Annotated in this window: 12 protein-coding genes; all 12 read left to right on the top strand. The window is 46.5% G+C overall.

Translation table 11 applies throughout. From position 1 onward, the window contains the following. A partial coding sequence (locus tag A3757_RS09565) for a penicillin-binding protein 2 (RefSeq protein WP_068739497.1) occupies nt 1-1,675 on the top strand: 1,675 nt, incomplete at its 5' end. A gap of 1 nt (nt 1,676) precedes the next feature. Continuing rightward, entirely contained in the window at nt 1,677-3,206 is a 1,530-nt protein-coding gene (locus A3757_RS09560; protein ID WP_068553777.1) for a UDP-N-acetylmuramoyl-L-alanyl-D-glutamate--2,6-diaminopimelate ligase, read from the top strand. Continuing rightward, entirely contained in the window at nt 3,199-4,590 is a 1,392-nt protein-coding gene (murF, locus tag A3757_RS09555) for a UDP-N-acetylmuramoyl-tripeptide--D-alanyl-D-alanine ligase (protein WP_068553778.1), read from the top strand. Before A3757_RS09560 ends, murF begins: the two co-directional genes overlap by 8 nt. After that, on the top strand, nt 4,590-5,672 hold the full coding sequence (gene mraY, locus A3757_RS09550) for a phospho-N-acetylmuramoyl-pentapeptide-transferase (protein WP_068516372.1): 1,083 nt from the start codon (nt 4,590-4,592) through the stop codon (nt 5,670-5,672). The genes murF and mraY overlap by 1 nt, the downstream gene beginning before the upstream one ends. 8 nt (nt 5,673-5,680) lie before the next feature. After that, nucleotides 5,681-7,024, top strand: coding sequence for a UDP-N-acetylmuramoyl-L-alanine--D-glutamate ligase (gene murD, locus A3757_RS09545; protein ID WP_068553779.1), 1,344 nt, complete (start codon nt 5,681-5,683; stop codon nt 7,022-7,024). Next, on the top strand, nt 7,021-8,238 hold the full coding sequence (gene ftsW, locus A3757_RS25695) for a putative lipid II flippase FtsW (RefSeq protein WP_231872175.1): 1,218 nt from the start codon (nt 7,021-7,023) through the stop codon (nt 8,236-8,238). The genes murD and ftsW overlap by 4 nt, the downstream gene beginning before the upstream one ends. Further along, on the top strand, nt 8,231-9,313 hold the full coding sequence (murG, locus tag A3757_RS25690; protein ID WP_068553780.1) for an undecaprenyldiphospho-muramoylpentapeptide beta-N-acetylglucosaminyltransferase: 1,083 nt from the start codon (nt 8,231-8,233) through the stop codon (nt 9,311-9,313). Before ftsW ends, murG begins: the two co-directional genes overlap by 8 nt. Beyond that, nucleotides 9,306-10,823, top strand: coding sequence for a UDP-N-acetylmuramate--L-alanine ligase (murC, locus tag A3757_RS09530; protein ID WP_082865279.1), 1,518 nt, complete (start codon nt 9,306-9,308; stop codon nt 10,821-10,823). The genes murG and murC overlap by 8 nt, the downstream gene beginning before the upstream one ends. Then, the gene (locus A3757_RS09525; protein ID WP_068516364.1) at nt 10,820-11,791 is read left to right on the top strand and encodes a D-alanine--D-alanine ligase; all 972 of its coding nucleotides are present in this window, start codon (nt 10,820-10,822) and stop codon (nt 11,789-11,791) included. The genes murC and A3757_RS09525 overlap by 4 nt, the downstream gene beginning before the upstream one ends. After that, on the top strand, nt 11,792-12,613 hold the full coding sequence (locus tag A3757_RS09520; protein ID WP_068515626.1) for a cell division protein FtsQ/DivIB: 822 nt from the start codon (nt 11,792-11,794) through the stop codon (nt 12,611-12,613). Between the two features lie 90 nt (nt 12,614-12,703). Continuing rightward, nucleotides 12,704-13,939, top strand: a complete 1,236-nt coding sequence (ftsA, locus tag A3757_RS09515; RefSeq protein WP_068516361.1) for a cell division protein FtsA — start codon at nt 12,704-12,706, stop codon at nt 13,937-13,939. A 73-nt stretch (nt 13,940-14,012) separates the two neighbouring features. After that, nucleotides 14,013-14,673 (top strand): cell division protein FtsZ (ftsZ, locus tag A3757_RS09510; protein WP_068739495.1); only part of this gene is annotated, 661 nt, incomplete at its 3' end.

The raw sequence follows: 14,673 nt of genomic DNA, 5'->3' as shown, positions 1-14,673 counted from the left end.
GGATAGTATCGCTTGTATTCTCGTTTGCTATAGATCCCATCTAAATTTAAAGCAAGCACTTTGCTTACTTCATGAGGCGCCATTTTTNGCAGAGCAGGGTGATGCACGTACTATTCGCTTTGAAACGCTGGATGCTCATCGTGGCGTAATTATGGATCGCCATGGTGTGCCTTTGGCGGTTAGCGCTCCGGTTGAAACGGTTTATGCAGATCCTCGTTATCTGAACTTGAATGTTGCCCAAGCTAAAGCCTTGGCTGAAGCGCTTGGACAAAGCTATGAGAAACTGGCCGACAAGCTAGAGCGCAGCAAAAATAGGCACTTCATCTACCTTAAGCGAAAAATGGCGCCTCATGAAGTAAGCAAAGTGCTTGCTTTAAATTTAGATGGGATCTATAGCAAACGAGAATACAAGCGATACTATCCAGCGGGTGAAGTGGCTGCTCATGTTGTCGGTTTTACTAATATTGATAAGCACGGCCAGGAGGGGATTGAACTCTCCTATGATGACTGGCTAAGCGGCGAACCGGGAAAGCGCAGAGTCCTGAAAGACAGAAAGCAGCGAGTGATCAAAGATTTTGGTGCTGTAAAAACAGCTAGCCCAGGAAAGGATATTCGTTTGAGTCTAGATATGAGGATTCAATATCTGGCTTATCGAGAACTCAAGGCTGCCGTCGAGACTCATAAAGCGAAAGCCGGGTCGATAGTCGTACTCGACATTCACTCAGGCGATGTTTTAGCGATGGCAAATCAGCCCTCCTATAACCCAAATAATCGTAGCAATATAAATGTTGCGCATTTGAGGAATCGAGCGATCACCGATGTATTTGAACCGGGCTCGACGATGAAGTTAGCAACGATAGCCGCGGCATTAGAGACAAACAAATACACACTGAATACCCGCCTGGATACATCTCCGGGTTATTTGCGTTTAGGGCGTAAGTCAATTCGAGATCACAGAAACTACGGTGAGCTAAGTGTCCTTAATATTATTGCCAAAAGTAGTAATGTTGGAACCAGTCGTATAGCGCTGGATCTTAGTGGTGATGTCGTTTGGGATATGTTTAGCCGGCTTGGTTTTGGGCAGGGAACGGGAATTGGCTTTCCTGGAGAGAGTATAGGTTCTTTGCCAGACTCTTCGCATTGGCAGCCAATTGAAGTTGCAGCCATGTCTTATGGTTACGGTCTGAATGCTACCGCACTGCAACTTGCCCAAGCTTATATGATATTAGGGAATGGTGGTGTAAAGCACCCTTTGGGTCTTGTTTATCGTGAAGAGCATTACCCAGGAGAGCAGATTTTGAGCTCGGATGTTTCTGATTCCTTGAGAAAAGCTATGAAGGCTGTTGTTGCCAAGGGTGGAACAGGAACGCGAGCGCAATTGCCAATGTATGAAGTCGGAGGCAAAACGGGCACTGTTCACAGTGTAGGAAGCTCGGGTTATGAAGAGAGCCAGTACAAAGCGCTGTTTGCCGGCGTCGCGCCAATAGATAAACCCGAAGTCGCCATGGTGGTAGTGATCGATGGTCCGCAAGGTGCGGAATATTATGGTGGTGAGGTTGCGGCGCCAGTTTTTTCACGAGTTGTGAATGGCACGATGCGCTTGCTTGATGTCAGCCCCGATAAAGAAAGTTCAGCCTTGTCTTCTGGCAAATCAATTTTAGCGAGCAGAGGGTAGTATGCAAAATATCTATGCTCACTCATTGGTTGATTTGCTCCGAGGTATTTGTAATGTGCCTGCAGCGCTGGATACACGAGTTTCAGGTATTTCGATCGATAGTAGAAAAGTTCAAAAAGGTGATGTGTTCATTGCGATTGCTAGTGATGAAGCTCAGCTTGAGCTGTACGTTGCAGAAGCTATTGAACGCGGTGCAAACGCAGTACTACGCGATGGAAATACTAACTGCCGAATATATGAAGATAAAGCAGCGATAGAGATCTGCTTGCAGGGCCTTCGCCAGAGTATGGGAGAGATAGCGGCTCGCTTCTTCTTTAGGCCAAGTGAAGAAATTAAAGTAATCGGTGTCACCGGTACGAACGGCAAGACCTCAGTAGCAAACTACCTTGCCTCTTACATATCCCAAGGACCGCATAAGTGTGGCGTGATGGGAACCTTGGGTTATGGCTTGCTTGGTGAGGAGACGGAAGCTCTGGTTGCGACCGGTTACACGACACCCGATGTGATCGAGGTGCATCGGCATTTGGCTAATATGCGTGACGCGGGTGCAAAGTTTGTAGTGATGGAAGTATCTTCGCACGGCTTATGTCAGAACCGGGTAGATGGCGTCCAGTTTTATGGAGCAGTGTTCACCAATTTGACTCGTGATCACTTGGATTACCATGGTTCAATGTCCGACTACGCGCAAGCCAAGCAGAAGCTATTTCAGAACACGAGCTTGGCCTTTGCAGTACTAAATCGAGATGATGAACTGTTCAGCGATTTTAAAGCCGCTGTTACGCCAGGCACAAACATTACGAGTTATGCGGTTTCAAGTAAAGCTGCTGATGTTGCGGTATTGACGAACGAGCTTTCGTCATCGGGTATACACGCATTGATCAAGGCTTCAGTAGGTCAGGTAATGATCGACTCCCCATTGCTGGGCGAATTTAACTTAAGCAATTTGTTAGCTGTGCTTGCAGCTGCCACGGCGATGAACGACCTCGAAAGCGTTGAGTCGCGAGTTAAAAAGATTAAAGCGGTTGATGGCCGTATGGAAGTGCTTCGGTCTGTGAATCAACCTACAGTCGTAGTTGATTATGCACATACACCTGATGCTTTGGAAAATGTACTTAAAACGCTAGCGCCTCTTTGCAGTGGCTCTCTAAGGGTGATATTTGGTTGTGGTGGTGACCGTGATCAAGGAAAACGCGCCGAGATGGCAAGAGTTGCCGAAGCGTTTGCAGATGACATTGTCCTCAGTGATGACAATCCACGAGGAGAATCACCAGAAGCAATCATCGCAGATATTTTAGCGGGCTTTGCGCAGCCATCGAAGGTGGAAGTGATACACGAGCGACGAATGGCAATACAGAAAATGCTCGAAAAGTCAGTAGCAGATGATGTCATTCTTGTGGCGGGTAAAGGTCATGAAACGTGGCAAGAAGTGAAAGGTCAGCGCCACTACTTTAGTGATATCGAAACTGTGCGCGAATTGATTTCGGGAGCAGCTGTTCTTCCTAAGGCGCTAGAGGAGGTCATTAATGATTGATGTCATGACTTTCTCCTCTTTGGCTAAAGCTTTGCCGGGTACTTTATTGGGTGATGATACGGGCTTTACTTGCCTATCTATTGATTCACGTACCGTTAACGAAGGTGATGTTTACTTGGCCTTAAAGGGCGAAAGATTTGATGGGCATGAATTTATTGTTGATGCGCTGCGAAAGGGCTGTGCAGGTGTTATTGGCGAACAAGATTTAGCAAGTGTATCGCAGTATATCGAAGATGAGGGGATGACAGCCAAACAGATTTCATATTTACAAGTTAACGATACTGACAAAGCGCTTGCTTCAATTGCTTCACTTAATCGACAGAGGTTTTGCGGAAAGTTAGTTGGTTTGACGGGGTCAGCAGGCAAAACCAGTACTAAGAATATGTTGAAAGCTGTTTTATCAGAATACGGCAAGACCGCGGCAACGAAGGGTAATTTCAATAACGAAGTGGGTGTGCCGTTAACTTTGTTAGACATAAATGCTGAACACCAGTTTTCAGTTGTGGAAATGGGAGCGAGAGCGAAAGGTGATATTGCCTATCTAAGCAATATGGCCCGACCAGATGTTGCAATGGTTTTGAATGCTGGCAGCGCTCACATTGAAGTATTTGGTGATTACGAAGCGATCGTCGAAGGCAAAGGAGAAATTTATGACTCCTTAAGCGCTGACGGCGTTGGAATAATAAACTTCGATGACCCAGCCTATATGACTTGGTTAGAGCGCTTGGGAGGAAGGCAAAGTTTGTCTTTCTCACAGGAAAGTGAAAATGCTGATGTCTTTGCAAGTGATGTTGAATGTGAAGCCGAAGGAAGCTGCTTTACATTGAATTATCACGAAGAGAGCGTAAGGGTTGGTTTACCTGTGCCAGGTTTGCATCAAATCCAAAATGCTCTCGCAGCAGCGACTGCTGCAATTGCTGTTGGATGCGACTTGGAAGGTGTAGCAAAAGGCTTGGCAAAGGTTGAGTCGACAGAAGGGCGTATGAATACAGCTGTCATTAATGATATCACTTTATTAGACGACAGTTACAACGCAAATCCGGCTTCGATGAAAGCAGCCCTTAATATCTTGTCTATGCAGGCGGGGTATCGAGTTGCCGTGCTGGGTGAAATGGCCGAACTTGGTGCTCATGCGCATGACGCGCATATAGATGTCGCGACTTATGCGCTTGAATTAGGAATCGAAGAGTTTTGCTTGATAGGGCAATACGCAAAACAGATGAGTGAAAGTATTGGTGAGAATGCATTGGTTTTTGAAGACAAAGCCTTGCTTGCAGAGCACCTAGTGAAAGATCCGCACAAAAATAAGATCGTGATGATCAAAGGGTCCAGAAGCGCAGCAATGGATGAAGTTGTAAATTTAATTAAGAGAAGAGTTCACTAATGCTGTATTGGTTGTCATCCGTTTTATCTGAAACATTTGGGTTCTTGTCGGTGTTTCAGTATTTAACCTTGCGAGGAATCCTAGGGGTTTTAACTGCCCTGATGATTTCCTTATGGGTTGGCCCGATGATGATCAAGAAGTTGAGCCATTATCAAATTGGTCAGTCTGTAAGGGATGATGGTCCTCAGTCTCACTTAAGCAAAGCGGGTACGCCAACGATGGGCGGTACTCTAATCATTGTTGCTGTGGCGATTAGTACTTTGATCTGGGGAAATCTGGGTAACAAATATGTCTGGATTACACTATTCGTGACACTGTCATTCGGTGCGATTGGTTGGGTAGATGACTATCGAAAAGTGGTTGAAAAGAACTCTAAAGGTTTACCAGCGAAAGCAAAATACTTTTGGCAGTCAGTTTGTGGTGGTGCTGCGGCATTGCTTTTGTACTTTACAGCAGATCTACCTCAGGAGACCGCGTTAATTGTACCGGTATTTAAGGATTTTGTTTTTGATTTAGGGCCCATGTTCATCGTCTTAAGTTACTTCGTCATCGTTGGGACAAGTAATGCCGTCAACCTGACGGACGGTCTTGACGGCTTGGCGATTATGCCTACGGTTCTCGTGGCGAGTGCCTTAGGTATTTTTGCGTATGTATCAGGTAATAGTGTGTTTGCGGAATATCTACATATCCCTTATCTGCCAGGTACGGGTGAGTTAATCGTTTTTTGTGGTGCCTTGTTAGGTGCCGGTTTGGGCTTTCTTTGGTTTAACACCTATCCCGCTCAAGTATTTATGGGGGATGTTGGCGCCTTAGCGTTGGGTGCCGCCTTGGGTGTTGTCGCTGTGATGGTAAGGCAGGAAATTGTTTTATTCATTATGGGGGGCGTATTTGTGATGGAAACCGTATCGGTCATTCTGCAGGTCGCTTCGTTTAAATTGACCGGGCGCAGAATATTTAGAATGGCTCCCTTGCATCACCATTTTGAATTAAAAGGTTGGCCAGAGCCTCGTGTAATCGTACGTTTCTGGATAATCACCGTGGTATTGGTATTAATTGGTCTTGCGACCCTGAAAGTTAGATAAGGCAAGCTGTGAATACAATTGTGACAGATAAGAAAGTCGTTATTGTCGGTCTTGGTAAGACCGGGCTTTCGTGCGTGCGCTTTTTAGCGTCGCAAGGCTGTCAGCTATGTGTCATGGATAGCCGTGAAGAGCCGCCCGGGCTTGAAGGCTTGCATGCTGATTATCCGAATGTTCAATGTATAACAGGTGGCTTTGACCAAGAGCTTTTGTGCTCAGCAACTGAAATCATTCTGAGCCCGGGAATTGCACTGGCAACACCAGAAATCCAGGCCGCTATCAAAAGCGGTGTGCGAGTTCGAGGTGATATCGACCTGTTTGCTGAAGCCGCTAAGGCGCCGATTGTTGCGATTACCGGCTCTAATGGTAAAAGTACCGTCACAACTTTGCTGGGTGAAATGGCAGAGCAGGCAGGGCTAAATGTTGGTGTTGGTGGAAACCTAGGGACCCCAGCACTTGAGTTACTAGATAACTCGTGTGAGCTATATATTCTAGAACTATCCAGTTTTCAGCTAGAGACGACAGACCATTTAAGTGCAGAAAGCGTTGTTATGCTAAATCTCTCTGAAGATCATATGGATCGCTATGAGAGCAAAATTGCATATTTACAGGCTAAGCAACGTATATTTTTTGGCGCTAAAAAAGTCATTGTTAATGATGATGAGGTGCTCAGTCAGCCCTTACAAGCTGAAGGAATGGAGCTGCTTCACTTTGGCTTGAATAGAGCAGACTTAAATAAGTTTTCCTGTATGGACATTGATGGCCAGCGTCATCTAGTGAAGGGCTTTGACAGTATTTTGCCCGTAAAAGATTTGAAGATCTGCGGCGAGCATAATCTTTCGAACGCGCTAGCTGCTTTGGCATTAGGAACATCTGTTGGCTTGCCTATGGATGCGATGGCGAATGCTCTGAAAAGTTATAAGGGGCTACGTCACCGTTGTCAGCATATCAGGTCTGTAGACGGTGTTGATTATATCAATGACTCAAAAGGAACGAATGCGGGTGCAGCCCAAACAGCCATTAGCAGTATTGGTGCGAATTTAGATGGAAAGGTACTGCTAATTGCCGGAGGCGATAGTAAAGGTGCTGATATTTCCGGCTTGCTCGAGCCTATGCAAAAGTTTGGGAAACTGGCGCTGCTATTTGGACAGGATGCGGAGTTAATAGAAGCTGTTTTAAAAGATAAGGTTGAAACGCTTCGTGTTGCTAACCTGGAGCAGGCAGTTCAACAAGCCAAGGCGCGGGCAGAAGAAGGTGACGCTGTGTTGTTGTCTCCAGCGTGCGCAAGTTTCGATATGTTCAAAAGTTACGAGCAGCGAGGCGATATGTTTGAGCAGGAGGTTTTGGCCTTATGACACTTTCTATCGCTAGAGCTGGCATGCCTGGATTGCTGCAAAGCAAAGACTCGCTTCGCATTGAACCACGTACAGATCATGTCATGTTGTTCGTTAGTGTTCTATTGCTGCTGACTGGCTTGATTATGATTGCATCGGCTTCGGTAGATATTGCGGATGCCAGAAATGGAAACCCATTTCACTATGTGATTCGCCACGGCATTTTCATTGTCTTGGGTTGTATCGCCGGCGTATTTACTTACCAGTTGCCATCTTCGTGGTGGCAGAAGACTGGCTGGCTTGCGCTGAGTTTGTCTTTACTAATGCTTTTGGTGGTCATTCTCCCAGGCGTTGGTAAAACAGTTAATGGCAGTACACGCTGGATTAGTTTAGGTAGCTTGAATTTTCAGCCTTCTGAATTGGCGAAGCTTTTGTTGGTGGCTTATCTCGCAGGCTATTTAGTGAGACGTTTAGATGAGGTGCGTACAACATGGTGGGGCTTTGCAAAGCCGATGTTGGTCTTGGCTTTGGTTGCCTTATTGCTGCTTAGTGAGCCGGACTTAGGTTCTACCGTTGTAATTGGTTGTGCCTTTCTGGGAATGATTTTCCTCAGTGGTGCGAGATTAGGGCAGTTTATTATTCTGATTCTAGGCTGTTTAGCATCTGTGGCCTTACTGATTTATTCGCAGCCCTACAGATTAAAGCGTTTAGTGGGCTATACCGATCCTTGGGCAGATCCCTATGGTAGTGGATATCAGGTGATTCAGTCTTTGATCGCATTTGGGCGTGGGGACTGGTCGGGCGTAGGTTTAGGCAACAGTATTCAAAAGCAATTTTACTTGCCCGAGGCTCATACCGATTTCGTTTTTGCCATTATGGCAGAAGAGTTTGGTTTGATTGGTACATTGCTTGTTGTTTCGTTGTTTGTCGTTTTGGTCTACAGATCCTTACGCATAGGCTATTTGGCAGAAAAGAAAAAGCAATTATTCAGCGCCTATTTTGCCTACGGCATTGGCATCTTATTCGCGGTTCAGTCCTTTATAAACATAGGCGTCAATATGGGCTTACTACCGACTAAAGGTCTGACACTGCCATTGGTAAGTTATGGCGGTAGTAGCCTGATTGTGAGTTGTATGTGTATAGGCGTGTTGTTAAGAATTCACCGTGACCTGATGGCGATTGAAGATGAGCCAGACTCAGAACAGACCAAAGACAAGGAGCTTATCCATGCGTGATAAAACATTCCTTGTGATGGCTGGTGGCACTGGCGGGCATGTATTTCCAGCCTTAGCAACGGCAAAGAAACTAATGAGCCGCAATGACAAAGTTGTTTGGCTAGGTTCAGTCGGTGGTATGGAAGAGCGAGTAGTGCAAGACGCTGGAATCCCTTTTTACGGTATTTCCGTCAGTGGTGTTCGCGGTAAAGGCATATTAAGCAAAGCTTTAGCACCCTTGAAGATCGCTAAAGCCGTTTTCCAGGCTTTATTAGTGCTTAGGAAAACAAGACCCGATGCCGTGTTAGGTATGGGAGGCTTCGCTTCTGGGCCTGGTGGCTTGGCGGCAAAACTCTTGGGTAAGCCTTTATTGGTTCACGAACAGAATGCCGTAGCAGGAATGACCAATAAAGTACTCGCGAAAATGGCAGATTCAGTGATGTCAGCTTTTCCTGAAGCCTTTGAAGATGCGAGTAAAGTTGTGCTGACTGGCAACCCATTGAGAGATGAAATCTGCGAGTTATTTTATTCAAGCAAAGACAGTGTTTCGAAATCTGGGCCGATCAGAGTGCTGGTGTTGGGTGGGAGCCTTGGAGCTGCCAGACTAAACGAAGTGCTCCCTGGTGCGATGAGCTCTTTGGGGGCAGAAATTAGACCGGAAATTTGGCACCAGACAGGGCGTAATAAGTCCGAAGGCGTGGCTGCAAGTTATGAAAAGTATGGTGTCAAAGCTCAGGTAAGTGAGTTTATTGATGATATGGCCGCAGCCTATCGCTGGGCTGACTTTGTGATCTGTCGAGCCGGTGCTTTAACCATATCTGAACTATGTGTGGCGGGCTTGGGAGCGATCCTCATCCCTTATCCTCATGCGGTCGATGACCACCAAACGCTCAATGCCCAGTATATGACCAAGGGCGGTGCGGCATGGTTATTAGACCAACAGGATTTGAGCGAGTCGACCTTGAGTGAGGTCTTGGCTCCTTTATTTAGTAAACCCGAGAGAATATCGATTTTGTCCGAGGCAGCAAGAAAATTAGCCAAAGCAGACGCAACAGAGAATGTAGCCAGTGAATGTAGGAGAGTCTGCTATGCCTGATAAACCAAATGCGAGTGTACTAAAGCATGCAGGAAGCATGGTATTGAGTGAAATTCCAGAGATGCGCCGTATCAGTCTGATCCATTTCGTAGGTATTGGTGGCGCGGGCATGTGCGGAATTGCAGAAGTGCTACGTAACCAGGGTTACCAAATCTCGGGTTCAGATTTAAATGAGTCAGCAGTGACAAAACGACTCGCTTCATTAGGAGTGAAAATCTATTTTGGGCATGATGCGGAAAATGTCGCACAAGCCGATGTAGTAGTGGTTTCTTCTGCGATTGATGAAAACAACCCGGAAGTGGCTGCAGCCAGAGAGCACCGTACGCCAATTGTTCCGCGAGCAGAAATGCTGGCTGAAATAATGCGTTATCGTCACGGTATCGCGATTGCGGGAACGCATGGCAAAACAACTACAACCAGTTTGATTGCATCGGTACTCGCCGAGGCAGGTTTAGACCCTACGTATGTGATCGGTGGTCGCTTAAATAGCGCGGGTACCAATGCAAGTCTGGGTGGGTCTCGATACCTGGTTGCTGAAGCAGATGAGAGTGATGCGTCATTCTTGCACCTTACACCGATGATTTCAGTGGTTACAAATATCGAAGCGGATCATATGCATACCTATGGTGGCGACTTCTCAAAGCTTAAACAGACCTTTGTAGACTTCCTTCATAACCTGCCGTTTTACGGTGCTGCGGTGATGTGTGTAGACGACCCAGTAGTAGAAGAAATAATGCCTCAGGTATCACGTGCCGTCCTTACTTATGGTGTGTCAGAAAGTGCGGATTATCGGGCGCATAATATTCGCCAAGACGGTATGCACAATCGCTTTACCGTACAGAGACCGGCGGGTATGAATGACCTGGATATCACGCTACAAATGCCGGGGCATCATAATGTTCTGAATGCACTGGCTGCTATCACTGTGGCGAGTGATGAGGGTGTTGAAGATGCCGCAATTCAAAGAGCCTTGGAAAGTTTCCAAGGGGTAGGGCGTCGTTTTCAGGTGTATGGCGACTACGCTGTTCAACGACAAGATACTGAAGCGAAGAGCGCTTCAAAAGTTATGTTGGTTGATGATTACGGGCATCACCCAAGTGAGGTGGAAGCGACACTCCAGGCGATTCGTGCGGGTTGGCCAGACAAACGATTGGTCATGGTTTTTCAACCGCATCGTTATAGCCGTACCAGTGACCTATATGAGGACTTCGTAAAAGTTCTCGCCAAGGTTGATGTGTTGCTATTGATGGAAGTTTACCCCGCTGGCGAGACACCAATTCCAAGTGCTGATAGTCGCGCATTGTGCCGCAGTATTCGTCAGCGTGGTGGTGCTGAGCCAATTTATATCGATGGTGGTCACCAGGTAGATGAGGTAGTGCCGAACCTGGAAAAACTTTTGTCCACAGTGCTTCAAGACGGCGACTTATTACTTACTCAGGGGGCGGGTAGCGTCGGTCAGATAGCTATTCGTTTGTCGGAAGATGGCGAGTTGTTGGAGGCTTGTTCATGAGTTCAGTGGCGGACAAGCTAGGTAAAGTTGCCGTTATTATGGGAGGAACCTCGGCGGAGCGCGAGGTGTCTCTGAAAAGTGGTCAGGCTGTCCTGGATGGCTTGCTGCGTAAAGGTGTTGATGCCTTCAAACTGGATTTTGGTGGAGAGATTGAAGACCTGGTCAAACACATGCCTTTTGACCGGGCATTCTTAGCGCTTCATGGACGTGGTGGTGAAGATGGCACGATACAGGGTGTTTTAGAGACCCTGAATATTCCGTACTCCGGTAGTGGTGTAATGGGCTCTGCCATTGGCATGGATAAGACACGAACTAAGTACCTTTGGCAGGGGATGAATTTACCGACACCTAAGTTTAGTTATGTAGAGAAGTTGAACCCGGAAATGCTCACCCGCCTGGTTTCATTGATGGGTTTCCCGTTGGCAGTTAAACCTTCTCGTGAAGGGTCATCGATTGGTGTGTTTAAAGTAAATAATCAGACACAGCTGGAAGCCGCAGTAAGTAAGGCTCTGGAAATGGATGAGCAAGTGCTTTTGGAGCAGTGGATAGAAGGTGATGAATATACAGTTGGCTTGTTGAATGGTTCGCCATTACCGGTAATTGGCTTAAAAACCAGCCATACCTTTTATGACTATGAAGCGAAGTACGAGTCAGATTCTACACAATATTTATTACCCTCAGGCTTATCTGATGAAGAAGAGCAGAGTCTGGGGAATTTGGCGGAAAGAGCATTTAGTGCCTTAGGCTGTTCTGGCTGGGGGCGTGTCGATGTAATGCGCGATAGCAAAGGGCGCTTTTGGTTGTTAGAAGTTAACACCATACCAGGAATGACCAGCCATAGTCTGGTTCCTATGGCCGCGAAAGCTTCAGGTTTAGAGTTTGATGATTTGCTACTGGAAATACTGAAGTCAGCAGTGACAAACAAGCGCTTAAGCAAGAACAATAATAATGATAAAGGGGATAGTTAGATGGCACATAATGCTGCAATTCATGTAATGGGGCAGGGCGCTCAGTTGGCAGAAGGAAACGCTGTACGTGAAGAGACTGTTTTGGTGCTCAAGCGTGTTCTAACTGTGACGCTAATTTGTTTAGCGCTACTTGTATTACTGACTAAAAGAGACAGTCTGATACAAGTAGTTGACCACCCTATCTCATCGATCAAGGTAACAGGCGCGTTTTCTTATCTGAACGAAAGTGAAGTGACACAAGCGTTGAGTGGTTTAGTCGGCGCCGGATTTATAGCGACTGACTTAAAAGACGTTCAAACACGAGTAGAGGGCTTGGCCTGGGTTAACAGTGCGACTGTGAGTAGAGTCTGGCCGGGCGAAATCAAGCTGCTAATAAATGAACAAGTTGCGGTGAGTCAGTGGAATGACGGAGCGTTGCTCAATGCAGAAGGTGTTGTCTTTAAGCCTGCTGAACTAAGAAGTGATTTATTGGTTTTACCGCAACTGATCGGCAGTGAGCAGTTCAGTGCGTCGAAGAAAAATATGATGTATTCAACGCTCGGAGTACTACAGCAAGGCCTTAAAGAGTATGGCTTGGCTATTAGAGCGCTGGAATTGAAACCTAGAAATGTCTGGAATATGACCTTGAGTAATGGTGTGGCGGTCGCAATGGGTGAAATTAAGCTACAAGATCGCGAAGGGCAGCAGAACCTTGAAGCCAAGCTGGAACGAGTTGGTAAGGTTTTCAGCTCCAGAGCAAATATTGACGTGGCGAATATTAGCCGAATCGACGCTCGCTACCCGAATGGTGTAGCGATCAAGTGGCGATCCGGTAAAAAGTAAGAATTAGGAATGTGTTTGTGAGCCGGGCATCGGATGGCCTTAGGCTTCGCGAAAGCAAAGTTGGTACAAAAGTAACGTGGGAACACCAGAATGGCTGGCTCATTAGAAAATGAATTTACCGTGGGGTTGGATATTGGAACCTCCAAAATTGTTGCAATTGTTGGCAAGAAGAATAGTGAAGGACAGATCGAAATAGTTGGTATCGGTTCGCACCCTTCTCGTGGCTTAAAGAGAGGGGTTGTTGTCAATATTGAGTCAACAGTTAACGCAATTCAACGAGCTGTCGAAGAGGCTGAGCTGATGGCAGGGTGCCAGATTCACTCTGTCTATGCAGGAATAGCCGGGAGCCATATTCGCAGTATGAATTCGCACGGCATTGTTGCGGTTCGAGATCGAGAAGTTGTTCAGGCCGATATTGATCGTGTTATCGATGCTGCACAGGCTGTGGCAATACCAGCAGACCAGAAAGTGCTGCACATTCTCCCTCAGGAGTTTGTGATTGATAGCCAGGAAGGCATTAAAGAGCCTTTGGGTATGTCTGGTGTGCGTCTAGAAGCAAAGGTGCACTTGGTGACCTGTGCGGTTAACGCAGCTCAGAATATAGAAAAGTGTGTGCAGAAGTGTGATCTGGACGTTGATGACATTATTTTAGAGCAGTTGGCTTCAAGCTATGCGGTGCTCACTGACGATGAGAAAGAGTTAGGTGTCTGTGTTGTGGATATTGGTGGTGGAACAACCGACATCGCAATATTTACCGGTGGTGCGATTCGTCATACCGCAGTAATCCCGATAGCGGGCGACCAGGTGACGAATGATATTGCCATGGCACTGCGTACACCGACACAAAACGCGGAAGAGATAAAGATTAAATATGCCTGTGCCTTGACGCAATTGGCCGGTGCAGAAGAAACCATAAAAGTGCCTAGTGTTGGGGATCGCCCACCACGAGACTTGTCTCGGCAGGCATTGGCTGAGGTGGTTGAACCTCGCTATGAAGAGTTATTTACCTTGATACAGTCAGAGTTACGTAGAAGTGGCTTTGAAGATGTAATTGCCGCCGGGATTGTGTTAACGGGCGGGACGTCAAAGATGGAAGGCGTTGTTGAGTTAGCAGAAGAGATATTCCATATGCCTGTCAGATTAGCATCCCCGCAGGGTGTATCTGGTTTGGCGGATGTCGTCAATAATCCGATGTATGCAACGGGCGTTGGTTTATTGATGTATGGACTGAAGCAGAGGACAACGGATAGTGAGCCGATGATGAGGTCTGAGGGAGGCGAAAGTTTTATGGAAAAAATAAAAACATGGTTTACCGGCAACTTCTAAAAATTGCCTACAAAAACCAACAATACAAAGCAGCAACTAGCAGATTGAAAATATAATATTAGGAGAAAGAGTGATGTTTGAACTCGTAGAGAATGTTTCACAAAACGCAGTAATAAAAGTCGTTGGTGTCGGCGGTGGCGGTGGTAACGCAGTGCGCCACATGCTATCTGGCGATGTAGACGGTGTAGAGTTTATTTGTGCAAATACAGACTCACAAGCTCTAAAAGATCTAGAAAACAAAGCAGTTATCCAATTGGGTAGCACAATTACTAAAGGCCTTGGTGCAGGCGCGAATCCTGAGATTGGACGTCAAGCGGCTTTAGAAGATAAAGAGCGCATTGCGGAAACCCTAAAGGGTGCTGACATGGTATTTATTACTGCCGGTATGGGCGGCGGTACAGGTACGGGTGGAGCACCGATTGTGGCTGAAGTAGCGCGTGAATTAGGTATTTTGACGGTTGCTGTTGTGACTAAGCCTTTTCCTTTTGAAGGCGGCAAGCGTATGAAAATCGCTGAAGCAGGTTTGCAGGAACTGGCTGAGAATGTTGATTCCTTGATCACGATTCCAAATGAAAAACTGCTATCAGTTTTAGGTAAAAATACGACCTTGCTTGATGCATTTGGTGCAGCGAATGACGTACTTCAAGGGGCTGTTCAAGGTATTGCGGATCTAATTATCCGCCCAGGTATGATCAACGTTGACTTTGCAGACGTAAAAACAGTTATGTCTGAAA

This window comes from Oleiphilus sp. HI0117 (assembly GCF_001635235.1).
The sequence above is the reverse complement of the archived record's forward strand: the minus strand, read 5'-3'. Positions and strand labels throughout refer to the sequence as shown.

Bases quoted from the DNA above. Each gene is read 5' to 3' on its own strand.
- A3757_RS09560 (WP_068553777.1), top strand. From the start codon at position 1,677: ATGCAAAATATCTATGCTCACTCATTGGTTGATTTGCTCCGAGGTATT.
- murF (WP_068553778.1), top strand. From the start codon at position 3,199: ATGATTGATGTCATGACTTTCTCCTCTTTGGCTAAAGCTTTGCCGGGT.
- mraY (WP_068516372.1), top strand. From the start codon at position 4,590: ATGCTGTATTGGTTGTCATCCGTTTTATCTGAAACATTTGGGTTCTTG.
- ftsW (WP_231872175.1), top strand. From the start codon at position 7,021: ATGACACTTTCTATCGCTAGAGCTGGCATGCCTGGATTGCTGCAAAGC.
- murG (WP_068553780.1), top strand. From the start codon at position 8,231: ATGCGTGATAAAACATTCCTTGTGATGGCTGGTGGCACTGGCGGGCAT.
- murC (WP_082865279.1), top strand. From the start codon at position 9,306: ATGCCTGATAAACCAAATGCGAGTGTACTAAAGCATGCAGGAAGCATG.
- A3757_RS09525 (WP_068516364.1), top strand. From the start codon at position 10,820: ATGAGTTCAGTGGCGGACAAGCTAGGTAAAGTTGCCGTTATTATGGGA.
- A3757_RS09520 (WP_068515626.1), top strand. From the start codon at position 11,792: ATGGCACATAATGCTGCAATTCATGTAATGGGGCAGGGCGCTCAGTTG.
- ftsA (WP_068516361.1), top strand. From the start codon at position 12,704: ATGGCTGGCTCATTAGAAAATGAATTTACCGTGGGGTTGGATATTGGA.